This is a genomic window from Achromobacter sp. Bel (assembly GCF_012928505.1).
Classification (GTDB): domain Bacteria; phylum Pseudomonadota; class Gammaproteobacteria; order Burkholderiales; family Burkholderiaceae_B; genus Achromobacter.
Genome location: NZ_JABBJN010000024.1, coordinates 1 through 22,529, shown reverse-complemented (window position 1 = coordinate 22,529; position 22,529 = coordinate 1). Strand labels below are relative to the sequence as shown.

General features: G+C 67.4%; 23 protein-coding genes. 14 read left to right on the top strand and 9 right to left on the bottom strand.

The genetic code is table 11. From position 1 onward, the window contains the following. Positions 1 to 14 precede the first annotated feature (14 nt). Both HG262_RS16225 and HG262_RS16220 read right to left on the bottom strand, forming a co-directional pair. Positions 15 to 557: a GNAT family N-acetyltransferase gene (locus tag HG262_RS16225; RefSeq protein ID WP_169271982.1), complete on the bottom strand. Its 543-nt coding sequence runs from the start codon at positions 555 to 557 to the stop codon at positions 15 to 17. 7 nt (positions 558 to 564) lie between these two features. Next, on the bottom strand, positions 565 to 1,134 hold the full coding sequence (locus HG262_RS16220) for an XRE family transcriptional regulator (protein WP_169271981.1): 570 nt from the start codon (positions 1,132 to 1,134) through the stop codon (positions 565 to 567). A gap of 74 nt (positions 1,135 to 1,208) precedes the next feature. On the opposite strand from HG262_RS16220, the gene HG262_RS16215 reads away from it, so the two are divergent. The 8 genes from HG262_RS16215 to HG262_RS16180 all read left to right on the top strand — a co-directional run bounded on the left by HG262_RS16215 (position 1,209) and on the right by HG262_RS16180 (position 7,844). Continuing rightward, the gene (locus HG262_RS16215; RefSeq protein WP_248293376.1) at positions 1,209 to 2,753 is read left to right on the top strand and encodes a phospholipase D family protein; all 1,545 of its coding nucleotides are present in this window, start codon (positions 1,209 to 1,211) and stop codon (positions 2,751 to 2,753) included. A 78-nt stretch (positions 2,754 to 2,831) separates the two neighbouring features. After that, entirely contained in the window at positions 2,832 to 3,542 is a 711-nt protein-coding gene (locus HG262_RS16210) for a 2OG-Fe(II) oxygenase (protein ID WP_169271980.1), read from the top strand. Positions 3,543 to 3,544: 2 nt separating this feature from the next. After that, positions 3,545 to 4,198, top strand: coding sequence for a DNA oxidative demethylase AlkB (gene alkB, locus HG262_RS16205; protein ID WP_169272041.1), 654 nt, complete (start codon positions 3,545 to 3,547; stop codon positions 4,196 to 4,198). 105 nt (positions 4,199 to 4,303) lie between these two features. Then, positions 4,304 to 5,305 carry a formylglycine-generating enzyme family protein gene (locus HG262_RS16200; RefSeq protein ID WP_169271979.1) on the top strand — a complete coding sequence of 334 codons (1,002 nt, stop codon included), beginning with the start codon at positions 4,304 to 4,306 and terminating at the stop codon, positions 5,303 to 5,305. Between the two features lie 61 nt (positions 5,306 to 5,366). After that, the gene (locus HG262_RS16195) at positions 5,367 to 5,753 is read left to right on the top strand and encodes a VOC family protein (protein ID WP_169271978.1); all 387 of its coding nucleotides are present in this window, start codon (positions 5,367 to 5,369) and stop codon (positions 5,751 to 5,753) included. 19 nt (positions 5,754 to 5,772) lie between these two features. Further along, on the top strand, positions 5,773 to 6,582 hold the full coding sequence (locus tag HG262_RS16190; RefSeq protein ID WP_169271977.1) for an AraC family transcriptional regulator: 810 nt from the start codon (positions 5,773 to 5,775) through the stop codon (positions 6,580 to 6,582). Positions 6,583 to 6,687: 105 nt separating this feature from the next. After that, positions 6,688 to 7,056 carry a cupin domain-containing protein gene (locus HG262_RS16185; RefSeq protein ID WP_169271976.1) on the top strand — a complete coding sequence of 123 codons (369 nt, stop codon included), beginning with the start codon at positions 6,688 to 6,690 and terminating at the stop codon, positions 7,054 to 7,056. A 41-nt stretch (positions 7,057 to 7,097) separates the two neighbouring features. Further along, the gene (locus HG262_RS16180) at positions 7,098 to 7,844 is read left to right on the top strand and encodes an SDR family oxidoreductase (RefSeq protein WP_169271975.1); all 747 of its coding nucleotides are present in this window, start codon (positions 7,098 to 7,100) and stop codon (positions 7,842 to 7,844) included. Between the two features lie 21 nt (positions 7,845 to 7,865). On the opposite strand, the gene HG262_RS16175 is transcribed toward HG262_RS16180, so the two are convergent. Next, on the bottom strand, positions 7,866 to 8,399 hold the full coding sequence (locus HG262_RS16175) for an MgtC/SapB family protein (protein WP_169271974.1): 534 nt from the start codon (positions 8,397 to 8,399) through the stop codon (positions 7,866 to 7,868). A gap of 148 nt (positions 8,400 to 8,547) precedes the next feature. Between HG262_RS16175 and HG262_RS16170 the strand changes: the two genes are divergently transcribed. Further along, positions 8,548 to 9,330, top strand: a complete 783-nt coding sequence (locus HG262_RS16170; RefSeq protein ID WP_169271973.1) for an SDR family oxidoreductase — start codon at positions 8,548 to 8,550, stop codon at positions 9,328 to 9,330. A 24-nt stretch (positions 9,331 to 9,354) separates the two neighbouring features. Here HG262_RS16170 and HG262_RS16165 read toward each other — a convergent pair whose 3' ends face one another. Then, on the bottom strand, positions 9,355 to 10,047 hold the full coding sequence (locus HG262_RS16165) for an HAD family phosphatase (protein ID WP_169271972.1): 693 nt from the start codon (positions 10,045 to 10,047) through the stop codon (positions 9,355 to 9,357). A 154-nt stretch (positions 10,048 to 10,201) separates the two neighbouring features. On the opposite strand from HG262_RS16165, the gene HG262_RS16160 reads away from it, so the two are divergent. Continuing rightward, positions 10,202 to 10,831 carry a 2OG-Fe(II) oxygenase gene (locus HG262_RS16160; RefSeq protein WP_169271971.1) on the top strand — a complete coding sequence of 210 codons (630 nt, stop codon included), beginning with the start codon at positions 10,202 to 10,204 and terminating at the stop codon, positions 10,829 to 10,831. On the opposite strand, the gene HG262_RS16155 is transcribed toward HG262_RS16160, so the two are convergent. Genes HG262_RS16155 through HG262_RS16145 form a run of 3 tightly spaced genes read right to left on the bottom strand, consistent with a single transcriptional unit; the run spans position 10,770 to position 13,741 of the window. After that, a complete protein-coding gene (locus tag HG262_RS16155; protein WP_169271970.1) occupies positions 10,770 to 11,780 on the bottom strand; it encodes an alpha/beta hydrolase in 1,011 nt (336 codons plus the stop codon). The two genes, HG262_RS16160 and HG262_RS16155, sit on opposite strands and share 62 nt — an antisense overlap. Positions 11,781 to 11,783: 3 nt before the next feature. Continuing rightward, complete coding sequence (locus HG262_RS16150; RefSeq protein WP_169271969.1) at positions 11,784 to 12,668, bottom strand: alpha/beta hydrolase; 885 nt, start codon at positions 12,666 to 12,668, stop codon at positions 11,784 to 11,786. Between the two features lie 17 nt (positions 12,669 to 12,685). Then, positions 12,686 to 13,741, bottom strand: coding sequence for a sugar phosphate isomerase/epimerase (locus HG262_RS16145; protein ID WP_169271968.1), 1,056 nt, complete (start codon positions 13,739 to 13,741; stop codon positions 12,686 to 12,688). Between the two features lie 110 nt (positions 13,742 to 13,851). Here HG262_RS16145 and HG262_RS16140 point away from each other — a divergent pair, with 110 nt between their 5' ends. Further along, positions 13,852 to 14,466: a TetR/AcrR family transcriptional regulator gene (locus HG262_RS16140; RefSeq protein ID WP_169271967.1), complete on the top strand. Its 615-nt coding sequence runs from the start codon at positions 13,852 to 13,854 to the stop codon at positions 14,464 to 14,466. Positions 14,467 to 14,478: 12 nt separating this feature from the next. On the opposite strand, the gene HG262_RS16135 is transcribed toward HG262_RS16140, so the two are convergent. Next, the gene (locus HG262_RS16135) at positions 14,479 to 15,462 is read right to left on the bottom strand and encodes a tripartite tricarboxylate transporter substrate binding protein (protein WP_169271966.1); all 984 of its coding nucleotides are present in this window, start codon (positions 15,460 to 15,462) and stop codon (positions 14,479 to 14,481) included. A gap of 87 nt (positions 15,463 to 15,549) precedes the next feature. Here HG262_RS16135 and acnA point away from each other — a divergent pair, with 87 nt between their 5' ends. Genes acnA through HG262_RS16120 form a run of 3 tightly spaced genes read left to right on the top strand, consistent with a single transcriptional unit; the run spans position 15,550 to position 20,175 of the window. Then, a complete protein-coding gene (gene acnA, locus HG262_RS16130; RefSeq protein WP_169271965.1) occupies positions 15,550 to 18,174 on the top strand; it encodes an aconitate hydratase AcnA in 2,625 nt (874 codons plus the stop codon). Beyond that, the gene (locus HG262_RS16125) at positions 18,171 to 19,067 is read left to right on the top strand and encodes a GntR family transcriptional regulator (protein ID WP_169271964.1); all 897 of its coding nucleotides are present in this window, start codon (positions 18,171 to 18,173) and stop codon (positions 19,065 to 19,067) included. The genes acnA and HG262_RS16125 overlap by 4 nt, the downstream gene beginning before the upstream one ends. Positions 19,068 to 19,119: 52 nt before the next feature. Then, complete coding sequence (locus HG262_RS16120; RefSeq protein ID WP_169271963.1) at positions 19,120 to 20,175, top strand: lactonase family protein; 1,056 nt, start codon at positions 19,120 to 19,122, stop codon at positions 20,173 to 20,175. A 30-nt stretch (positions 20,176 to 20,205) separates the two neighbouring features. Here HG262_RS16120 and HG262_RS16115 read toward each other — a convergent pair. After that, on the bottom strand, positions 20,206 to 22,529 hold a 2,324-nt coding region (locus tag HG262_RS16115), incomplete at its 5' end, for a TonB-dependent receptor (protein WP_248293375.1).

The window sequence follows — 22,529 nt, the reverse complement described above, 5'->3', positions numbered from 1 at the left end:
TCCTACGGCCTCGTCTACACCCGCTTGTACATGATGGTCGTCGCGTCCAGCTTGCCCGCATCCTGCGGGTCGCGGCTGAAATGCGGGATCTGCCCCACCGTCACATAGCCCAGCGACGTATACAGGGGTTCGGCGCTGTCGCCGGTGCGCGTATCCAGCGTGAGCAGACTGCGGCCGATGCGCACCGCATGGGCCTCGGCCTCGCGCATCAAGTGCCGAGCGATGCCTTGACGGCGGAAATCGGGGTGCACCAGAAGCTTGCGCACCTCGGCGCGGTGGGGCTGGTTGGGCGGCGTATCGCTGTCCAATTGCACCGATCCAGCGATGCGGCCGTCTTGCCGCGCCACCCACAGCGCGAGTTTGCCGCTGGCCACGGCCGGCAAGACCTTGTTGCGCCAGAAGGCTTGTGCCTCGTCGGGCGAATACGGCAGGACGAAACTGACGCTGGCACCGGCTTGCACGCAGGCATGTAGCAGTTCGCCCAGCGCGGGCAGGTCGGCAGCGGCGGCGTCCGCCGTCAGCAGGGTCAATTCAAGGGTGGCGTGATCGTGGGACATGGCGGTTTCAGACGATGAAGAGCAGGTAGCGGGCGCCGCGATGCGGCGGTGTGATGAACTGGCTGGCGCCGAACAGCTGGTAGCGCAGGCAGTCGCCCGGCGCCAGGATGTGGGTCTGGCCGTCGACGGTGATATGCAGTTCGCCTTCCAGCATCAACAGGTGGTGCTCCAGCCCCGGCCGCGGCGATTGCTCATAGCCGATGCGGGCGCCTGCCGCCAGCTCGCAGGCCAGCACTTCGCCCGCCAACTGCTGCGCGGGCGGGGACACGGAACGCCGCCGGAAGCCTGCACTGTCGTCGACCCACACGGCCTGGGCATGCTCGGGCACCAAGGGCGCGAAATCGTCTTCCACCATCACCATCAGCCGCGACATGGTCAAGCCATGGGCCGCGCACAGCTTGCCCAGCACGCTGGCCGTGGGGCTGACCTCGGCGTTTTCCAGCCGCGAGAGCGTGGCACGACTGACGCCAGCCATCCCCGCCAATTCGTCCAGGGACCAACCGCGCGCCAAGCGCAAGGCCTTCAGGCGCTGGGCGATGCGGCGGTCCAGGTCAGCATCAATCGTTGTGTTTTCCATATCAGGGAATTTATTCCAAATATGGAAAACCGTCAAGACCCGGTGCCCGTCACTTTTTTCGGCACAATACGGGCATGCTGTTGGCCAAACCCCTACTTATGACCGCCCTCTGCCTTTCGTTTTTAAGCGGATGCAGCCTGCCTGCGCTGGACAAGCGCAGCGAATCCCAGGCGCTGACGCCCGAACAATCGGCCGCCACGCCCTTGGGCCGCGGCATCGCGCCGCTGGCGGCGGCCCACCCCGGCAAGTCGGGCATCCACCCGCTGTCCAACGCGTATGACGCCTTTGCCGCCCGCATGATGCTGGCGCGCGCCGCTGAACGCAGCCTGGATGTGCAGTACTACATCTGGCACGACGACATGACGGGCACGATGCTGCTGGAAGCGCTGCACGCCGCCGCCGACCGGGGCGTGCGTGTGCGGTTGCTGCTGGACGACAACGGCACGTCGGGCCTTGACACGGTGCTGGCCGCGATGGACGAGCATCCCAATATCGAAGTCCGCCTGTACAACCCCTTTGTGCTGCGCTGGCCGAAGCCCTTGGGCTACGTCACGGACTTCAGCCGCCTGAACCGGCGCATGCACAACAAGTCCTTCACTGCGGACAACCAGGCCACCATCATCGGCGGGCGCAACATTGGCGACGAATACTTCGGCGCGGCCAACGGCGTGTTGTTCACGGACCTGGACGTGCTGGCGATCGGCGCGGCGGTCAACGACGTATCGATGGATTTCGACCGGTACTGGGCCAGCGAATCCGCGTACCCCGTCGACCGGCTGCTGAAGAAGGCCGAACCGGGCGCGCTGCAAGCGCTGGAGGAACGGGCCAGCAAGGTGGAACAGTCGCCCGAGGCCGCCGCCTATGCGGACGCCATGCGGCAACTGCCCTTCATCCGGCAACTGCTGCAAGGCGACCTCAGCCTGGAATGGGCCGACACCCGCATGGTCAGCGACGACCCGCGCAAGACGCTGGGCACCGCGCCACCCGAAGCGATGCTGCCGCACCAGCTGCATGAAATCATCGGCGCCCCGACGACCGAGCTGGAACTGGTGTCGCCGTATTTCGTACCCACCGCCGCCGGCACGGAAGCCTTCGCGACATTGGCCAAGAGCGGCGTCAAGGTGCAGGTGCTGACGAATGCGCTGGAAGCCACCGACGTCGCCGTGGTGCATTCGGGCTACGCCAAGCGCCGCAAGGACCTGCTGGCAGCCGGCGTGGAATTGTTCGAGATGAAGCGCATGGCGGGCGAGGTCGAACGCAACAAGAGCATGGGGCCCTTCGGCAGCTCGGGGTCCAGCCTGCACGCCAAGACTTTCGCGGTGGACGGCCAGCGCATCTTCGTCGGGTCGTTCAACTTCGATCCGCGTTCCGCCACCTTGAATACGGAACTGGGCTTTGTGATCGATAGCCCGACATTGGCGGGGCGCATCGCCGACGCCTTCAAGAACGAGCTTCCCAAGGTGGCCTACCGTGTCTGCCTGGACGACAAGGGCGACTTGTACTGGCTGGAACAGCGCAACGGGGAAACCATCCGCCACGACACCGAACCGGGCACGACGGCGTGGAAGCGGTTTTCCGTCTGGTTCGTATCGCTGCTGCCGCTGGAGCCGCTGCTGTGAACCCCGCGCAACAAGCGGAGTTCGCCTGACGGCGGGCAGGCGTAGACTGGTTTTCCCCCATTTATCAGCCCCGCCGCCATGGATACCCTGACCGCCGCCCCCCTGCCCGATCTGGACTGGGCCCGGATCGCCGAATCGCTGGATGCGCACGGCAACGCCATCGCGCCGGGCCTGCTTGCGCCCGCGCAATGCGCGTCGCTCGCTGCCGGCTATTCGGCGACGGAGGGCTATCGCAGCCGGATCGTGATGGCGCGGCACGGGTTCGGCCGCGGCGAGTACAAGTATTTTTCCTATCCGCTGCCGCCGCTGCTGCAACACCTGCGCACCGCCTTGTATCCACGGCTGGCGCCGATCGCGAACCGTTGGAACCGGCAATTGGGCATCGCCGTGCAGTATCCCGCCGACCATGCCGCCTTCCTGCAGCGCTGCCATGATGCCGGCCAACGCCGCCCCACCCCCCTGATCCTGGAGTACGGTCCCGGCGACTACAACTGCCTGCACCAGGACCTGTACGGCGAACACGTGTTTCCCCTGCAGGTGGCGGTGCTGCTGTCGCGGCCGGGCCTGGATTTCACGGGCGGTGAATTCGTGATGACGGAAACCGGCAGCCGCGAGCAGCGGGCGGACGTGCTGCCGCTGCAACAGGGCGACGCGTTGATCTTCACCGTGAACCAGCGGCCTGTGCCCGGCGCGCGCGGTTGGCGCAGGACCGCCATGCGGCACGGCGTCAGCGCCCTGCGCAGCGGCCGGCGCCACACGCTGGGCCTGATCTTCCACGACGCCCAATGACCATGACGCTGGACCTGTTTGGCGACGACGACACCGCGCAAAGCGGACGCGAAGCGATTGGCCCCCAATCCTTCGTGCTGCGAGGATTCGCGCTGCCGTTTGCCGAAGCGCTGCTGCAGGGCGTGGACGCCCTGACCGCGCAATCGCCCTTCCGGCGCATGCAGACGCCGGGCGGCTACACCATGTCGGTGGCGCTGACCAATTGCGGGCAGTGGGGCTGGACGACGGACGCCCACGGCTACCGTTATGCGCGCATCGACCCGCTGACCGGCCTGCCCTGGCCCGACCTGCCCCCCGCCTTTCTGCAATTGGCGCAGGCGGCGGCGGCCGAGGCCGGCTTTCCCGGCTTTGCGCCCGACGCCTGCCTGGTCAACCACTACGAGCCGGGATCGCGGCTGTCGCTGCACCAGGACAAGAACGAACGCGACTACAGTGCGCCCATCGTGTCCGTGTCGCTGGGCATGCCCGCCCTGTTCCTGTTCGGCGGCCACGAACGTTCGGAAAAGACCGTGCGCGTGCCCCTGCTGCATGGCGACGTGGTGGTCTGGGGCGGCGTGGACCGCCTGCGCTATCACGGCGTGATGCCCATGAAAGACCTGCCGCATCCCAGGCTGGGCAGCCGGCGGATCAACTTCACCTTGCGCAAGGCAGGCTGAACGCCGGCCCCGGGGCGCATGAGGGTTGCCCGCGTCTGGTCGGCCGGGAGCGGCGGCCCTACTATGTCGCACCTTTGGCCTCTGCCCCCGCGCCTGCGGCTCTCCATGCGTATCCGTCCCAACCTGTTGCTTGCCAGTTTCCTGCTGTCGTCCCCGCTGCGGGCGGCGCCTGCCGCCGAACCGCCCGCGGTGATCGAGAATTCGCTGGGCATGGTTTTCGTCGCCATCCCCGCCGGCACCTTCCAGATGGGCAGCGACGAAGCGCTCGAGGCCCTGGTGCGCGACTACCCGCAATACCCCAAGGACCGCTTCGTCCAGCTGTTCGACGAAGCGCCCGTGCATACCGTGCGCATCACCCGCCCGTTCTACCTGGAACGTACGGAAGTCACCGTGGGCCAGTTCCGGCGCTTCGTCGAGGCCTCCGGCTACGTGCCCGAGTCCGAAGCCGACGGCACCGGCGGCTATGGCTACAACGCCGCCTACGATCCCGACCGGTCCGAAAGCGGAGACGCCTTCGAAGGCCGCGACCGCCGCTACTCCTGGCGCAATCCCGGCTTTGCCCAAACCGACGACCACCCCGTGGTGAACATCAGCTGGAACGACGCCGAGGCCCTGGCCCGCTGGCTGACCCAGAAGGAAGGCCGCGTCTACCGCCTGCCCACCGAAGCCGAATGGGAATACGCTTGCCGCGCCGGCACGCGCACGCGCTACCAGAATGGCGACGACCCGGCCGGCATGCCCGACGCCGGCAATGGCTTCGACGCCGACGCCCAACCGCTGTGGCCGAAATGGCAGGCATTCGCATCGGCGCGCCACGACGGCAACGCCTTCACCGCGCCGGTGGCAAGCTACGCGCCCAACGCCTTCGGCCTGTACGACATGCACGGCAACGCCTGGGAATGGGTGGCGGACTGGTACGGCGAGGACTACTACGCCCACTCGCCCACGGACGACCCGAAAGGCCCCGCCAGCGGCAACGTGAGGGTCCGCCGCGGCGGGTCCTGGCACACCTGGGCGCTGTATACCCGATCGTCCTACCGCAACTGGAATACCCAGGAAACCCGCTACCCCCTGGTGGGCCTGCGGCTGTTGCGGGAGGGTGATTGACAGCAAAGCGCCGCCGGCGGGTTAGCATAGCCGCACGCTTAACCTCAAAGAGAGTCCTGACATGCATTCGCTGGGCCGTCTCGTCCTTCTCGTGAACGACTACGACACCGCCATTTCCTTCTACCAAGACAAGCTCGGCATGGAGGTGTTCGTCGATATGCCCGTGGGCCCGCAACGGTATGTGCACCTGCGCCTGCCGGCACAACCCGCGGTGGGCGTCTGGTTGCTGCAAGCCCTGACCCAGGCGCAGCGCGACCGCGTCGGCGACCAGACCGGCGGCCAGCCGGTGGGCGTGTTCTACACCGACGACGTGGTGCGCGACCACAGCCAGTTCGCCGCTCGGGGCGTGCGCTTCACCAAAGAGCCCGTCCATGACGACACCACCGTCTACGCGCACTTCATCGACCTGTACGGCAACGAGTTCGTACTGGTGCAGGTGAAGAAGTAGACCTTGCCGCATATCCGCCATGACGTCGGCCAAACCGAAGCAGGACTGGATACTGCGCGCCGCGCCCTCGGGCCATGTGGAGCGCATCGAAGCCTACTTCGGCGGCCATGGCTATGACATGCACCGCCACGACACGTACGCCATCGGGCGCACGCTGTCGGGCGTGCAGAGCTTCCACTACCGCCGCTCGTTCCGGCACAGCCTGCCCGGCAGCACCATCGTGCTGCATCCCGACGAGCCGCATGACGGCCAGGCCGGCACCGAGGCCGGCTTCCATTACCGCATGATCTATGTCGAACCCGCGCTGATCCAGCAGATCCTGGGCGGCCGTCCGCTGCCGTTCGTCCCGGGCGGCATTTCGGCCGACCCGCGGCTGCACGCCGCCAGCGAAGCATTGCTGCAAAGCACCGGGGACGAGATCGACCCCTTGCAGGAAGACGATGCGCTTTACGACCTGGCCCATGCGCTGTGCGGCGCCGCCGGACGCCCGCCGGGACGCCGCAGCGCCAATTACGCCGCGGCCGAGCGCGCCCGGCAATTCATCCACGCGTCGCCGGGCCAACCTGTCACGCTGGACCAGTTGGCGCAGGCGGCGGGCACCGACCGCTGGCGCCTGTCGCGCGACTTCCGCGCGCTGTTCGGCACCAGCCCCTATCGCTACGTGATGCTGCGCCGCCTGGACCTGGCCCGCCGATTGATCGCCGCCGGCCAGCCGCTGGCGGACGCCGCGGCCGGCGCCGGTTTCACCGACCAGAGCCACCTGACGCACCGCCATGTCCAGACCTATGGCATGACGCCGGACCGCTGGCGGCGGATGCTGCACGGCTAGCCCCGCCGAGCCGGGCCCGGCACGGAAAACCTGCAAGAACGTACAAGACGGCGCGCGCCCTGCCGCCCTATGCTGCAGGCGTCTTCCCCTTGTTCAGGCCCCGCCATGTCCCCCATATCCTCCATCAATATCGCCGGCAAACTCGCGCTGTTCTCCGAGCACTGGCAGCCCAAGGTCATCGCCCAGATGAACGACTATCAGTTCAAGGTAGTCAAGGTGCTAGGCGACTTCGTCTGGCACAGCCATGCCGATACGGACGAAACCTTCATCGTCGTCAGCGGCCGGCTGCGGATCGAGCTACGCGACGGTCACGTCGACCTGGGCCCCGGCGAAATGACGGTCATCCCGAAGGGCGTGGAGCACAAACCCTGCGCGCAGCAAGAGACGCACCTGATGCTGATCGAGCCCTGTGGCGTCGTGAATACCGGCGACCAGGGCGGCGCGCGCAGCGCCCCGAACGACGTGTGGATTTGAACCGCCGTTCTGCTAACGTGGCAATCACGCAGGAGAAAACCATGTCCAAAGTCATGCTCGTCACAGGTGGCAGCCGCGGCATCGGCGCCGCCGTCTCCAAATTGGCCGCCCGCCGCGGCTACGCCGTGGGCGTCAACTACCGCACCCATGCGGGCGCCGCCGACGCGGTCGTGGCCGATATCCGGCGCGAGGGCGGCCAAGCCGTGGCCATCCAGGCCGACGTCTCGCAGGACGACCAAGTGGTGCAGATGTTCCGCACGCTGGACGAGCGCCTGGGCCGCCTGGACGCGCTGGTCAACAACGCCGGCATCCTTGAAAAACAGATGCGGGTGGACGACATGGACGCCGACCGCCTGCTGCGCGTGCTGTCCACCAATGTCATCGGCGCCTTCCTGTGCGCCCGCGAGGCCGTGCGGCGGATGTCGCCGCGCCACGGTGGCCAGGGCGGCGCCATCGTCAACGTGTCGTCGGCCGCCGCCCGCCTGGGTTCACCCAACGAATATGTGGACTACGCCGCCTCCAAGGGCGCGCTGGACACACTGACCATTGGCCTGTCCAAGGAAGTGGCGCCCGAGGGCATCCGCGTGAACGGCGTGCGCCCCGGCACCATCTACACCGACATGCACGCAAGCGGCGGCGAACCCGGACGCGTGGACCGGTTGAAAAGCGTGATTCCGCTGCGCCGCGGCGGCTCGGTGGAAGAAGTGGCCGGCGCCGTGCTGTGGCTGTTCTCGGACGAGGCCGGCTACACCAGCGGCTCGTTCATCGACGTCTCCGGCGGCAGTTGAACGTCGCCGGGGTAGCAGCCGTCACGCATTCCCCCCGGACTTCGTGCCAGGGGTGATCAGGTTCTGTTCCTGCCGCGAGGAAATGCGCGCTTCGACGCGCCGCAGCACTGCCAGCACGAACAGGGCCATCAACGTACTGACCAGCGCCGTGGCCTCGCGGCCCATGCCCGCCGCCACGCCGATCGCGGCCGTCATCCAGATGCTGGCCGACGTGGTCAGCCCGCGGATTTCGCGTTCGTCGCTCAGCTTGATGATGGCGCCCGCGCCCAGGAAGCCAATGCCCGCGATCACGCCTTGCAGCACGCGGCTGATATCGCCCACCTGCATGCCGCCCTGCAAGGGCACCAGCACGAAAATCGCCGCGCCCAGCGCCACCAGCATGTGGGTGCGCAGGCCAGCGGCCTTGCCGCTGCGTTCGCGCTCGTAGCCCAGCAGGCCGCCCAGGATCACGGCCATGCCCAGCCGCAGCACGATGCGCGTGGCTTCGCCGACATCAGGGATGTCCGCGAACTCACTACGCACGGTGGTCCAGATTTCAAGCCAGATTTCCGACATCGCCGCATCCTTGTGGATCAGGTGGATTCAGCATAGCAGGCGCGCGCGCGGATGCGCCATGCCGCATTCAGACTGGCACCCGGCCCGCAACTGGTTTACAACCTAAGCGTGTCCCGCAAGGGCGGGCGTCAATCGACAGGAGCGCTTCATGGACTTGCAGCTGGCCGGAAAACGCGTGCTCATCACGGGCGCATCCAAAGGTATCGGCCTGGCGTGCGCCGTCGCGTTCGCCCGCGAAGGCGCGGACCCGATCCTGGTGGCGCGCGACGACGCCGCGTTGCACCAGGCCACGGCGTCGATCCGCGAACAGACGGGCCGCGCCGCGCAGGCGGTGGCGCTGGACCTGGCACTGCCTGGCGCCGCCGAAAAGCTGGCGAAGGACACCGGCCCCATCGACGTACTCGTGAACAATGCCGGCGCGGTGCCGGGCGGCGCATTGGACCAGGTGCAGGACGAGCGCTGGCGCGCCGGCTGGGACTTGAAGGTGCATGGCTACATCAGCCTGGCCCGCCACTACTACCCGGCCATGCGCGAAGCGGGCGCCGGCGTCATCGCCAACATCATCGGCATGGCCGGGGCCGCGCCGCGTGCGGACTACATCTGCGGCGCCTCGGCCAATGCCTCGCTGATCGCGTTTACGCGCGCCCTGGGCGGTGAAGCCCCGCGCCACGGCGTGCGCGTCTTTGGCGTGAACCCGTCGCGCACGCGCACCGATCGCGTGCTGACGCTGGCCCGCCAGCGCGCCCAGGCCCGTTGGGGCGACGAGACGCGCTGGCAGGAAACGCTGTCCGACCTGCCGTTCGGCCGCCTGATGGAGCCCGAAGAAGTGGCCGACATGATCGTGTTCGGCGCATCGCCGCGCGCCGGGTACCTGAGCGGCACGGTGATCGACCTGGACGGCGGCGAGCAATACGCCAACCACGCACGCTGAGCGCGCGTGAGGGACCGGCTGCGCTTAACGCGCGCCGGCCTGCCAGCCCGCCAGCAGCGCGGGCAGTTGATTCATGTCGGTGAATACGTGGGCCACGCCCACGCCGCGCAGGGCATCGGCCCCGCTGTGGCCGTTGGCGTCCGGGCTGTACCCGAACACCGTCGCGCCCGCCGCCACGCCGGCGGTGGCGCCGGTGACGGTATCTTCCACAACCGCGCAACGCTTCGGATCCACGCCCAGCGCCAGGGCGGCGGCCAGGTAAACGTCGGGAAACGGCTTGCTGCGCGGCATCTCGTGGCCGCTGAAGACGCGCCCGTCGAAGCACTCGGCGATGCCCACCTTGGCCAGTTGCAGCTCCACCTTGCGGCGGTCGGCGCCCGAGGCCACGGCGATGCGGCCGTCCAGCGCCACATGCAAGGCGCGCACGGCGTCCGGCGCGCCGGGGATTTCCAACAGGTCGCGGTCCAGCGCGGCGTTGCGGCGCTGGCGGAATTCGTCGAACCATTCGGGACCCAGCTTGACACCCGTTCGCGCCTCGATCAGCGGCAGTTCGTCCCTGACGGCCTTCCCGGTGAAGATGCGCATCGTCTCGTCATGCGTGATGTCCCAACCCAGTTCGTTCAGCATCCGGGTCAGCACACCGCTGGTGATGGGTTCGGAATCAACCAGCACGCCGTCACAATCGAACAGCACGGCGTCAAAGGGGAAATCAGTCATTGCAGGCGGCATAGAGGGGGTTCGTGAAGCCGTCAAGCATACTGCAAGGCCTGGAATCGCTCTGTGGCGTCGCCCCGGCCGCCGCAAACAACGGAGTGACGCGCGCCCCGTCCCCGCCCTATCCTGTCGATCTACGCATGCCTTCCCGCCCCCCATGACGCCTGCCCCGCTTTCCCTTCCCCCCTACGATTGGGACCTTGCCACCCAGGACCTGGACGCCGAAGGCTGGGCGCTGCTGCCCGGCTTCTTCCCGGAAGACGCCGCGCGGCGGCTGGCGCAGTCCGGCGCCGATCCGTCTGAATTCGAGCCGTTGCGCGCGGCCCTGTACGCGCAGTTGCTGCCCATCGCCCGGCGCTGGGCCGCCGCATTGCAGCACGACGCGGCATACCCGGACGACTTTGCGGCCTGGGCGCAACGCAACCGCGAAGCGGGCCAGACGCGGCGCCTGTCCGGCCTGCATCGCCTGCGCGAAAACGGCTATCAGCCCCTGATCCTGCATGCCGACGGCGCGCACGTCTTCCCGTTGCAACTGGTCGCGCTGCTGTCGAACCCCGGCGTGGATTTCACGGGCGGGGAGTTCGTCATGACCGAACAGCGCCCGCGCATGCAATCGCGCCCGATGGTCGTGCCGCTGGGTCTGGGCGACGCGGCCGTGATCGCGGTGTCGCATCGACCCGTCCACGGCACCCGCGACATCTACCGCGTCACGGCCCGGCAGGCGGTCAGCCGGGTGCGTTCAGGGGAACGGATCGGCCTGGAAGTGCTGCTGCACGACGGGCCGTAGCCACGGACGCATCCCGCTCACCGAAGGCCGCATGCATCGCCTGCCCTGCAAGGTCGAACAGGCGCCTGGCCGCCGGTGTCAGGCCCAGCATGTGAATGCAGGCATGGACCATCCCCGGCAGACGGTGGTCGTGCGCCGTGACGCCGCCGTCGCGCAAGCGCTGCGCGTAGGCCTCGCCCTCGTCCCGCAAGGGGTCGTATTCGCTGACCAGCACCGTGGCTGGCGGCAGACCCGCCGTGGTGCGCACCCGCAGCGGCGAGGCGTACGGAGAAGCGCCATCCGCCTCGTTCAGCAGATAGGTGAACCAGCAGTACCGCATGATCTCCTCAGTCAGAAAGAAGTTACGCCCATACGTCTGGTATGACTGCGTCGAAAACGCGTAATCCATGACGGGATAGAACAGCAGCTGGTGCGCGATCGCTGGCCCGCCGCGGTCGCGCGCCATGATCGCGACCGCCGCAGCCAGGTTGCCCCCCGCGCTATCGCCGCAAACAGCAAGCCGCGACGCATCAATGCCCAGCATCGCGGCATTGCCGGCTACCCATTGCAACCCGTCGTAGACATCTTCCACCGGCACGGGAAACTTGTTCTCCGGCGCCAGCCGGTAGTCGACCGAAAATACTTTGCATTGCGTGGCGTTGGCCAGCGCGCGGCAAGGGTTGTCGTACAGGTCCAGCGAGCACTGGAACCAGCCGCCGCCATGCGCGAACACGATAGCCGGCAAGGCACCGCTTTCCCCGCGGCCCTCGGGGGTATAGGCGCGGATCCGCAACGGATTGCCATCCGCGCTGCGCGCCTCGTGCTCAGTCACGGCGGCCACGGTTTCGGCTTCGCCTTGAAGCGCGCGCAGGCCGATTTCAGTCGCGGCGCGGATCTCGTCCAGCACCAGCGGCGCGGACGTGCTGGACAAGCGGGTCAGAAAGGCATTGATATGAGGATCCAGGGGCATCGCTTATGCCTCCCGCGACAGGAAAGCCAGCAAATGCCCGGAGAACGCCTCATGGCATTCCTCGGTCACGAAGTGCCCGCAATCCGGAATGATCTCGCCCGTCAGATCCGTGGCGTTGTCACGCATCGTGACCAGCGGCGCATCGCGGGTCGCGTGTTCCGTGCCGATGGCAAGCACCGGCATGCGCAGGCGGACCTTCGACCGTTCCTGGTTCTGGCGGATCGTCTCGGGGATGGCGCGGTAGTAGGCGAAGCCGCTGCGCAACGCGCCGGGCGCCGAGTACGCGTCGATGTATACGTCGGCGGCGACGCGGTCGCGCCGGTGCGACCACTTGTCGAAGATGAAGTTCAGATAGGCGCGCTCGCGTCCGACGATCAACGCTTCCGGCAAGTCCTGCACCTGGTTGAACATGAAGTGCCACAAAAAGATGTTGTCTTCCGGCGGGACGAATACCGGTGGCGCGGGCGCCAGCCCCGGAATCACCGCTTCGGTGAGCACTAGGCGGCGGACGGCGTCCGGAAAATCGCTGGCCAGGGCATACGCCACCCACATGCCGATGTCGTGGCCGACGACGTGATACGCCGCGTGGCCCAGTTGTCCCATCAAACGGTGCAACACGCCCGCGACGGCGCCCGTGTCGTACCCGCTAGCGGGACGACCGGAGTCGCCGGTGCCGGGCGGGTCGACGGCGATCGCCATATAACCCGCTTGCGCCAGCGACTTCATGATGTGGCGCCACGTAAACCACGTTTGTGGCCAGCCGGGAATCAGCAGTACCGGCGGGCCATCGCCCATGACTGCGCAATGCATGCGGGAACCGTCCACCAACAGGTACTGGTGCGTCACGGCGTCGGCGGGGGTGAAGAAAGTAGAAAGTGGATGCGTCATGATTCGGCTTCCCGCGCTTAAGCGATGCCCAGCAGGGCATGGATCTGTTGCTTGTCGATAGCCGCGCCAGCGAAATCGTCGAACACCTTGGATGTGACCGGGATGATGTGCCGGTTGATGAATTCCACGCCTTCGCGGGCGCCCGTCTCCTGGTCTTTCAGGCAGCACTCCCATTCCAGCGTGGCCCAGCCGGCATAGTCGTGCTGCGCCAGCTTCGAGAAGATCGACTTGAAGTCCACCTGCCCGTCGCCCAGTGACCGGAAGCGCCCCGCCCGGTTGATCCATGACTGGTAACCGCCGTAGATGCCTTGGCGGCCCGTCGGGTTGAACTCGGCATCCTTCACATGGAACATGCGGATGTGGTCCTTGTAGATATCCAGGTATTCCAGGTAGTTCAACTGCTGCAGGACAAAGTGACTGGGATCGAAAAGAATGGCGCAGCGCGCGTGTGCGCCGACGCGTTCGTGGAACATCTCGAAGGTGATCCCGTCATGCAGGTCTTCGCTGGGATGAATCTCGAAACACAGGTTCACGCCTTGCTCGTCGCAGGCGTTCAGCACCGGCAGCCAGCGTCGCGCCAGTTCGTCGAACGCCGTCTCGATCAGCCCTTCGGGGCGTTGCGGAAACGGAAACAGATACGGCCACGCCAACGAGCCTGAAAACGTGCCCATGTCGCTCAGGCCCAGGCGCTTGGAGGCGCGCGCCGAATTCAACAGTCCCTGTTTCGCCCAGGCCGTCCTGGCCTGCTGATTGCCGCGCGCCTCCGATGGCGCGAAGTTGTCGGCCATCGCGTCGTATGCCGGGTGAACGGCCAGAAGCTGGCCGAAGATGTGCGTGGTGAGTTCGCTGACGACCAGCCCGTGCGCGGCCAGCATACCGGTGATCTCGTCGCAATAGTCCTGGCTGACCGCGGCCGTCTCGGCATCGAAAAACCGCTTGTCCCATGCGGGGATCTGCAACGCCTTGAAGCCCATGCCCGCCGCCCATTGCGCGATGGCCGGCAGGCTATTGAAAGGCGCCGCGGCGTCGCTGAACTGCGCCAGATGCAGGCTGGGTCCCTTGATCGTCTTCATATCGAATCCTTAATTGTTTGTCGATCGACAAAGAATAGGCGATAAATCGGCGCGACGCAAATGCGAGGGCGGGCGGTACACTGCATCCAGATCATTTCACCGAGACCGTGATGGCAGGCAGACCCAGAGAATTCGACCGCGACCTAGCGCTTCAGCAAGCCATGCTGGCGTTCTGGAAACAGGGGTATGAAGGCACGTCGATGGCGGATCTGGTGGCGGCGACCGGCCTGGCATCGGCGCGGCTTTACGCGGCCTTCGGCTCCAAGCAGGAGCTGTTCCGCGAAGCCGTGGCGCGATACGAAGCGGGCGACGGCGCGTTTGCGGAAAAAGCGCTGGAGGCCGACGACGGCGTGCGCAGCGCCATCGAGAAGCTGCTGACCGACGCCGTGCTGACCTACACCCGGCGCGGCCGCCCTCAGGGCTGCATGGTGGTCAGCGCCGCCACCAACTATGCCGCTGAAAACGAAGACGTCATGGCATGGCTCACCACGCATCGCAAGGCGCGTACGCAAGGCATCATTGACCGGCTTGAATCTGCCGTGCGAAGCGGCGAACTCAAACCCGGCACGGACGTGCAGGCGTTGGGCGACTACTACGCCGTCGTGCTGCATGGCCTGTCCGTGCAGGCGCGCGACGGCGTGGGCAAAGCGCGCCTGCTGGCGATGATCCCGCCGGCGCTGGGCGCGCTGGATGCAGTATTGCGCCAGGGCCCGTCAAGACCCTAGCGCGCACCGGCCTCAGTTGTCGGCGGTGATGTGGCCGTCGGCCACGACCTTGGCGAAGACCGCCGTCTGCGCCTTGATGAAGGCGCGGAATTCGTCCTGGCTCATGGGCTGCACTTCGCCGCCCAGCTCGCGGATGCTGGCCACGAATTTCTCGTCGCGCAAGGCGCGTCCGATCGCGGCGGCCAGCTTCTGCTGCATGTCCACTGGCGTACCCGCCGCCACGAACACGCCGAACCAGTTCTCCAGCGCGTAGTCCTTCAAGGGCGCGTATTCGGCCACGGCGGGAATGTCCGGCGCGAACGAGGCACGCGTGGCGGAGGTGACCGCCAACGGCTTGACCTTGCCGCTCTTGATGAAGGGCAAGGCGCCCGCCAGGCTGACGAAGGTCAGGTCCACGCTGCCCGCGGCCACATCCACCAGTTGCGCGGACGCGCCTTTGTACGGCACGTGGACCATCTTGATGCCGGCCAGCGACTGCAACAGCTCGCCGTTCAGGTGCTGCGGATTGCCCACCCCGCTGGTCGCGTAGGTCAGCTTGTCCGGGTGCGCCCGCCCGTAGGCCACCAGTTGCTCCACATTCGCCACCGGCAGCTTGGGGTTGGCGACCAGCACGTTCGGCACGCGGGCGACCAGCGCAATCGGCACCAGGTCCCTTTCCGGCTGGTATTGCATCTTGCCCTTGAAGACCAGCGGATTGATGGCGGTTTCGCCCGCCGACCCGAGCAGCATCGTCGATCCATCCGGCGCCGACCGCACCACCGTCTGCGCACCCAGCATGCCGCTGGCGCCCGGCTTGTTCTCCACCACCACGCCCTGCGGCATTTCGCTGCGCAGACGCTCGGCCAAGAGGCGGCCCATGCCGTCAACCCCGCCGCCGGCGGCAAACGGCACGATCAGGCTGACCGGCCGGCCGGGGTCGGCGGCCTGGGCGGAAGGCAATGGCGCTAAGGCCGCAGCCACCAGGGCGGCGGCGGCAAACAATCGGATTGGGGGCATGGTCTGTCTCCTGATCGGCCTGTCCGGATGACGGCCGGGTTTTTACTTAATTGCATTTTATATATTCAATATGCAAAACTGGCAGCTATGGAAAACACCAATGCCTTGCTGCGCCACGACCGCTTCACGCTGGACGGGGCGGCCCATACCTGCCTGGATCTGCCCGCCACATTCGGCGCCGACTATTTCCGCCTGCCCGTCGTGCTGCGCCTGCTGCTGGAAAACGCGCTGCGCAACATGCAAGGCGACGAGCGCGAGGCCGCCGTGGCCGCGCTGTTCGGCTGGCTGGCCCACGGCACCAGCGACGCCGAGATCGCCTTCCAGCCCGGCCGGGTGCTGATGCACGACACCACCAGCACGCCCGCGCTGGTGGACATCGCGGCGATGCGCGACGCGCTGGCCGAAGCCGGCGTAGACCCGGCCGTGCTGAACCCGGTGCTGCCAGTGGACGTGTCGGTGGACCATTCACTGGCGGTCGAGGCCTATGCGCAACCCGATGCCGCGACGCGCAACCTGGACCTGGAATTGCGCCGCAACGCCGAGCGCTACCGTTTCCTGCGCTGGGCCTCCAAGGCCTTGTCCAACGTGCGCATCCATCCTCCAGGCACCGGGATCATGCACACCATCAACCTGGAGCAACTGGCCACCGTGGTCTGCCAAGGCGAGGACGGCGCGCTGTATCCCGACATGATGATCGGCACCGACAGCCACACGCCGATGATCAACGGCATCGGCGTGCTGGGCTGGGGCGTGGGCGGCCTGGAAGCGCAGACGGTCATGTTCGGCATGCCCACCCTGCTGCGCATTCCGGACGTGATCGGCGTGCGCCTGACGGGCGCGCTGGCGGCGGGCGTCACCGCCACCGACCTGGCGCTGGCGGTGACGCAGCGGCTGCGCGCCATCGACGTCTCGGGCGAATTCGTGGAATTCTTCGGGCCGGGCGTCGGCTCACTGTCGGCCGGCAGCCGCTGCGTGGTCGCCAACATGGCGCCCGAGTACGGCGCCACCACCGGCTACTTTCCCATCGACGGCGAAACGCTGGCCTATCTGCGCCAGACGGGCCGCACGCAAGCCCACATCGCGCGTGTCGCCGCCTATGCCGAACGCGCCGGCATCGCACTGGATCCCGACGCGTCGCCGCGTTACACCCGCGTGGTCGACATCGCGCTGGACCGCGTGCAGATGCACGTGGCCGGCCCCAAGCGGCCGCAAGACCTGCACCCCTACGGCCAGACCCGCGCCATTCTGTCGGCGCTGGACTTCACGCCGGCTGCCGGCGCCGATGGCGGCCTGCCCCGCTACCCCATCGCCATCGCCGCCATCACCAGTTGCACCAACACGTCGGATCCCCGCTTGCTGATGGCGGCCGGGCTGCTGGCCCGCAAGGCGCGCCAGGCGGGTCTGCGCGTGCCGTCCTGGGTCAAGACGTCGCTGGGCCCCGGTTCGCCCGCCGCGGCCGACTACCTGGCCCGCGCCGGACTGCTGGACGATCTGGCTGCGGTCGGGTTCGACATCGTGGGGTACGGCTGCACCACCTGCATCGGCAATTCCGGCCCCCTGCCCCCCGTGGTGCGCGACGCCATGCAGGCCGGCACAGTCCATCCGGTGGCCGTGCTGTCCGGCAACCGCAATTTCACCGGCCGCATCCACCCCGACCTGGACCTGGGCTTTCTGATGTCGCCGCCGCTTGTCATCGCCTTCGCGCTGGCCGGCGACGCCGAACGCGACCTGAGCCAAGAACCAGTGCAGATCACGGCCAACGGCCGTCCTGTGCACTTGCGCGACCTATGGCCGGACGAGGCCGCTATCGATGCCGCGCTGGCCCAGGGCTTGCGTGCCGACGACTTCCGCGCCGCCTTCAAGATCGCCAGCGCCAACCCCGCCTGGCAGGCGCTGCAATCACCGGACACGCCGCGCTTTCCGTGGGACCCCGCCTCCACGGCGTTGCGGCGCCCGCCATTCGCCTCGACGGCCGCCGGCGGCCTGCTCGGCCGCTATGCGGCGCACCCGCTGCTGGTGCTGGGCGACGACGTGACCACCGACCACCTGTCGCCGGCCAGCGCCATTCCGCCTGACAGCCTGATCGCGGACTTCCTCGCGGCGCGCGGCGACGACCGCAATGACCTGAACGTGTTCGCCTCGCGGCGCGGCAATTGGGAAGTGATGATGCGCGCGGCGTTCTACAGCAAGAGCCTGACGAACCTGCTTTGTCCGGACGCGCCCGTGGGCCACACCCGGCATGCGGGCAGCGGCCGCGTCGAACCCATCTGGGAAGCCGCCGAACACTACCGCCAGGAACAGCAGCCGGTCGTGTTGCTGGCTGGCGCGCGTTTCGGTACCGGGTCGTCGCGCGACTGGGCGGCCAAAGGGCAGCGCCTGCTGGGCATCCGCGCCGTGCTGGCCGTGAGCTTTGAACGGATCCACCGGTCCAACCTCATCGGCATGGGCATCCTGCCCTTGCGGCTGCCCGAAGGCGTCACGCCGGCTACGCTGCGCATGCAGTCCGGCGACCGCATAGAAATCGACGCGCCGGCGGATACGCTGGCGCCGCGCATCGCTGTGCCCGTCCGCATCCTGCGGGCCGACGGCCGCGTCGACGCGCTGCGCGCCACGGCCGCGGTCGAGACCCAGTTGGACGTGCGTTTGTTGCGGATGGGCGGCGTCATTCCCGCTATCCTATCGGATACCCTCCGGCCATCTCCCCTGTCATGAGCGCGCAAACCAATACCGTCACGAAGATCCTGGACTTGATCCGGCAAGACCGCCTGCCCGGCGGCTCGCACCTGACGGCGCAGAAGCTGGCCGACCGACTGCGGCTGTCGCGCTCGCCGGTCAATGACGCCCTGGGCATCCTGGAGCAGCACGGCATCGTGGCCCGCAAGCCCAACCGGGGCTACTTCCTGCTGCAGGACTTCGACGCCCTGCCCGATGCGCGCGCCGGGCTGGTCCCGCCCTCCGCCGACGATATCGTGACGCAAAGCTATTTCAAGCTGGCCGACGAACTGCTGCGGGGCGAGCTGCCCATGCAATGCAGCGAGGCCCAGCTACGCGTGCGCTATGCCCTGACCCACGCGCAGACGCAGGCATTGCTGGCCCGCGTCTCGCAAGAAGGCTGGGCGCAACGGCGGCCCGGCTACGGCTGGGAATTCTCGTCGATGATGACCACGCCGGACAGCCTGCTGCAGTCGTACCGCTTGCGCCTGGCGCTGGAACCCGCGGCCTTGCTGGAGCCCTCGTTCCGCATCGAAAAAAGCGTGATCGAACGGTGCCGCGCGGCGGAAAAGCACCTGCTGGACGGCGGCATCGCCACCGACACGGCCGACCAGTTGCACGAACGCGGCGTACGGTTCCATGAATCGCTGGTGGAGGCGTCCGGCAACCCGTTCTTCATCGACACGATCAAGCGCGTCAACCGCGTCCGCCGCCTGCTGTCTTACCGGTCCATGCAAGACCGCAGCCGCTACCAGCAGCACTGCGACCAGCATCTGGAAATCCTGGACCTGCTGGAACGCGAACGCAACGAAGACGCCGCCGCCGCCTTGTCCAGCCATCTGCGCAGCACGTTGGACAACCTGGCCCGCATCAGCGGCATCCTGACTTCCTAGGCGGGGCGCCTGGCGCGCATGGCCGCTTTCTTTTCAAGCCGAGGATCGTTCCATGCACGTCTACATCGGTTCCCGCACCACGCGGGAACGCCATGCCCGCGGCGAAGGCATCAGCGTTTTCGAATACGCCCAGGACACCGGCGCGCTGACGCTGACGCAAGTCGTCGGCGGCCTGGTCAACCCCTCTTATCTGCTGCCGCATCCCGCGCTGCCCGTGCTGTACACCCTGCATGGCGACAGCCATGAAGTCAGCGCCCTGCAACGCGACCCGCGCACCGGCGCCCTGACGGCGTGGCGGCAACAGGGCTGCGAAGGCCGCAACCCGGTGCATTTGGCGCTGGGCCCGTCCGGCCGCTACCTGATGGTGTCGAACCATCTGACAGGCACGCTGGCCGTGCTGCCCGTCGAGCTCGACGGCGCGCTGGCGCCCGTGACGCAGTCCGTGCCGATGTCCGGCGAACCCGGGCCGCACCGCAAGGAACAGCCCTTCGCCAAGCCGCACTACAACCTGGTGGATCCATCGGGCCGCTATGTGGTGGTGCCCGACAAAGGTCTGGACCGCGTATTCCTCTACGCCTTGGAGGATGGCGGCGTCAACGCCGCCCCTGCCTGCGTGGCCGCCGCGCGCGAGGGCGCAGGGCCACGGCATGCGGCCTTTCATCCCGCCGGCCGCTGGCTCTACGTCGTCAACGAGCTGGACAACACGGTCGCCGCGTACTCGTTTGCGGCCGGTGCGCTGCACCCCTTCCAGGTGCTGCCGACGCTGCCCGACACCTACACCGGCAACAGCCGCGCCGCCGGCATTTCGCTGGATGCGCAGGGCTGCCACCTGTACGTGTCGAACCGGGGCGACGACAGCATCGCCGTGTTCCGCATCGACCCGGTCAATGGCCGCCTGACGCCCGTGCAGCACGCCGCCTCGGGCGGCAAGACGCCACGCTTTTTCACGCTGTCGCCGGATGGCCGCTTCCTGTTCACGCTGAACGAAGACAGCGACACGCTGGTGCGCTTTCGCGTCAATACGCAAGACGGCACCCTGACCCGCGACGGCTACGAGCTGCACGTGGGCAGCCCGGTCTGCATGGTGTTCGCCCGCCGCCGCACGTGAAGCGGACGGCGGATGGCGGATGGGGGATGGTTAAAAGTCCATCGACGCCGACAGCATCAGCGTGCGCGGGACGCCCTGCGACACGGTGCCGTAAGACGCCACGCCGGACCAGTACGCACGGTTGGTCACGTTGACGACATTGGCGCGGAACGTCACGTCCTTGCCCTGGATCTTCGTGGCATAGCGCGCGCCCACGTCGAACGTCGTCCAGGACGGCACCGACTGCGTGTTTGCCTGGTTCACGTATTCGCGGCCGGTGTACATCATTCCGCCCGTCAGCGTCAGGCCCGCCACCCACGGCGCATCCCATTCCGCGCTGAGATTGGCCGAGAACTTCGGCACGCCCACCGGCTGGTTGCCCACCGTGGCGGGATTGCTGGTGCGGGTCAGTTCGGCGTCCAGGTAGGTGATGCCGCCCAACAGGCGCAGGCCGCGCACCGGCTCGCCCGACAGGTTCAGTTCCAGGCCGCGGTTGCGCTGTTCGCTGTCGGCGCCGTACACGCCGTTGGTCAACTGGCCGCTGGGTTTGGTGATCTCGAATGCGCTGAACGTCACCATCGCGTCGTCCAGGTCCACCTTCACACCCACTTCCTTCTGCTTGGCCTTGTAGGGCTTGAACACCTGGCCGGCGTTGGACGCGGTGGCCGGCGCCACATCGCCTTTGCTCAGGCCTTCGATGTAGTTCGCATACAGCGACACGTTGTTCCAGGGCTTCACGACCAGACCCGCCAGCGGCGTGGTGGCGCTTTCGTCGTAGCTCACGGTACGCACGCCGGTCGTGGCGTTGAAGTTGCGCGACTCGATACGCTGCTGGCGCACGCCCAGCGTCAGTTGCGCGCGCTCATCCAGGATGCTCATCGTGTCGGCCAGCGCCACGCCGGACAGGTCCGACGACGACACCTTGGGCACATTGGCCGGCGCCGGAATGTGCTGTTCGGGGCGGGTGATGGGATGGTAGATGTTGGAGGTCAGCGGCGTGCCGGACACGCTGGCCTGCAGGTTGCGGTCGCTGTACATGCTACCCATGACGCTCACCGCGTGGCGCACCGGCCCCGTGTCCAGCTTGGCGCGCAGCCCCGCGTTGTACGTGCTGCGTTCCACCTTGAAACGGAAGTTGTTGGGCGTGACCAGCGTGTCGCCCGCGCTATTGACGATGGTGGGCGTCTGGTCCGACAGGCGCGACACCTGCGTGTCCGATCCTCCTGCGTCGGCGAACACCGTGAGGCGGTCGCTAATGTCATATTCCACGCGCAGCAGCGCCGACTGGCCGTCGGACTTCCACCAGCCCCAGGGCTGGGTCGCGTTACGGCGGCCGTCGGCGGCATGCGGCACATCGATGCCGGAGGCAATCAGGAACGGCCGCGTCGGCGCATCCACCTTTTCGTTCTGGGTCAGCAGGTCCAGCGACGCTCGCAGGCGTTCGCCCTGATAGTCCAGCGACAGGGCGCCGATGTCGGTGCGGGAATACAGGTTGTCCAGCGGCGTGTCGCCCTGGCGGTGCATGCCGTTGACGCGCACGCCCCATTCGCCGTCGTTGCCGAAGCGGCGGCTCAGGTCCACCCGGGCGCCGAATTGCGAATCGCCCACGTAATCCGCGGACACGCGCGTCAGGTCTTGCGGCAAAGAGCGTTTGGGCACCATGTTGATCACCCCGCCCACGCCGCTGTTGGGCGACATGCCGTAGAGCAGCGCCGCCGGCCCCTTCAGCACTTCTACGCGCTCGATGTAGTCGGTGAAGACGTGGTAGTTGGGCGCCACGCCGTAGACGCCGTCAAACGCGATTTCGCCCAGATTGCCTTCACCGATCGGAAAACCGCGGATGTAGAACGAATCCGTCACGCCGCCGATCTGGCCCGTGAAGCGCACGGAGGGTTCGGCATTCAAGGCATCGGCCAACGTTACGGCCTGGCGATTGGCCAGCAGTTCGGAGGTGTAGCTCGTGACATTGAACGGCGTATCCATCACGTCGCGGTTGCCCAGCAGCCCCAAGCGGCCGCCACGCGCCACCTGGCCGCCAGCGAATTCGGCCGGCAAGGCCGACGGGCTGACGCCCGCCCCCGCGACGGTGATGCTGGGCAGCAGGGTCGCGGCGTCGCTCTCGCCCGCCGGCAGCTTGCGCAAGGAATACGCGCCCGCCCCCTGTTCGGCCAAGGCATAGCCCGACCCGCTTAACAAACGCGTGAATCCTTCACGCGCCGTATAGGCGCCCGTCAAGCCCTCGCTTTGCCTTCCGGCCAACATTGCCGGGTCAAAGGACAGCGGCACCCCTGCCGCCGCCGCGAACTGGGCCAGCACGTCGCCCAGCGCCCCCCCCGAGATCGCGTAGGACTTACGTGCGGCGGCCGATGCCGCGG

What these genes read in the sequence shown, in the direction of transcription:
- HG262_RS16225 (WP_169271982.1), bottom strand. Translation starts at nt 557, where the DNA reads ATGTCCCACGATCACGCCACCCTTGAATTGACCCTGCTGACGGCGGAC.
- HG262_RS16220 (WP_169271981.1), bottom strand. Translation starts at nt 1,134, where the DNA reads ATGGAAAACACAACGATTGATGCTGACCTGGACCGCCGCATCGCCCAG.
- HG262_RS16215 (WP_248293376.1), top strand. Translation starts at nt 1,209, where the DNA reads ATGCTGTTGGCCAAACCCCTACTTATGACCGCCCTCTGCCTTTCGTTT.
- HG262_RS16210 (WP_169271980.1), top strand. Translation starts at nt 2,832, where the DNA reads ATGGATACCCTGACCGCCGCCCCCCTGCCCGATCTGGACTGGGCCCGG.
- alkB (WP_169272041.1), top strand. Translation starts at nt 3,545, where the DNA reads ATGACGCTGGACCTGTTTGGCGACGACGACACCGCGCAAAGCGGACGC.
- HG262_RS16200 (WP_169271979.1), top strand. Translation starts at nt 4,304, where the DNA reads ATGCGTATCCGTCCCAACCTGTTGCTTGCCAGTTTCCTGCTGTCGTCC.
- HG262_RS16195 (WP_169271978.1), top strand. Translation starts at nt 5,367, where the DNA reads ATGCATTCGCTGGGCCGTCTCGTCCTTCTCGTGAACGACTACGACACC.
- HG262_RS16190 (WP_169271977.1), top strand. Translation starts at nt 5,773, where the DNA reads ATGACGTCGGCCAAACCGAAGCAGGACTGGATACTGCGCGCCGCGCCC.
- HG262_RS16185 (WP_169271976.1), top strand. Translation starts at nt 6,688, where the DNA reads ATGTCCCCCATATCCTCCATCAATATCGCCGGCAAACTCGCGCTGTTC.
- HG262_RS16180 (WP_169271975.1), top strand. Translation starts at nt 7,098, where the DNA reads ATGTCCAAAGTCATGCTCGTCACAGGTGGCAGCCGCGGCATCGGCGCC.
- HG262_RS16175 (WP_169271974.1), bottom strand. Translation starts at nt 8,399, where the DNA reads ATGTCGGAAATCTGGCTTGAAATCTGGACCACCGTGCGTAGTGAGTTC.
- HG262_RS16170 (WP_169271973.1), top strand. Translation starts at nt 8,548, where the DNA reads ATGGACTTGCAGCTGGCCGGAAAACGCGTGCTCATCACGGGCGCATCC.
- HG262_RS16165 (WP_169271972.1), bottom strand. Translation starts at nt 10,047, where the DNA reads ATGACTGATTTCCCCTTTGACGCCGTGCTGTTCGATTGTGACGGCGTG.
- HG262_RS16160 (WP_169271971.1), top strand. Translation starts at nt 10,202, where the DNA reads ATGACGCCTGCCCCGCTTTCCCTTCCCCCCTACGATTGGGACCTTGCC.
- HG262_RS16155 (WP_169271970.1), bottom strand. Translation starts at nt 11,780, where the DNA reads ATGCCCCTGGATCCTCATATCAATGCCTTTCTGACCCGCTTGTCCAGC.
- HG262_RS16150 (WP_169271969.1), bottom strand. Translation starts at nt 12,668, where the DNA reads ATGACGCATCCACTTTCTACTTTCTTCACCCCCGCCGACGCCGTGACG.
- HG262_RS16145 (WP_169271968.1), bottom strand. Translation starts at nt 13,741, where the DNA reads ATGAAGACGATCAAGGGACCCAGCCTGCATCTGGCGCAGTTCAGCGAC.
- HG262_RS16140 (WP_169271967.1), top strand. Translation starts at nt 13,852, where the DNA reads ATGGCAGGCAGACCCAGAGAATTCGACCGCGACCTAGCGCTTCAGCAA.
- HG262_RS16135 (WP_169271966.1), bottom strand. Translation starts at nt 15,462, where the DNA reads ATGCCCCCAATCCGATTGTTTGCCGCCGCCGCCCTGGTGGCTGCGGCC.
- acnA (WP_169271965.1), top strand. Translation starts at nt 15,550, where the DNA reads ATGGAAAACACCAATGCCTTGCTGCGCCACGACCGCTTCACGCTGGAC.
- HG262_RS16125 (WP_169271964.1), top strand. Translation starts at nt 18,171, where the DNA reads ATGAGCGCGCAAACCAATACCGTCACGAAGATCCTGGACTTGATCCGG.
- HG262_RS16120 (WP_169271963.1), top strand. Translation starts at nt 19,120, where the DNA reads ATGCACGTCTACATCGGTTCCCGCACCACGCGGGAACGCCATGCCCGC.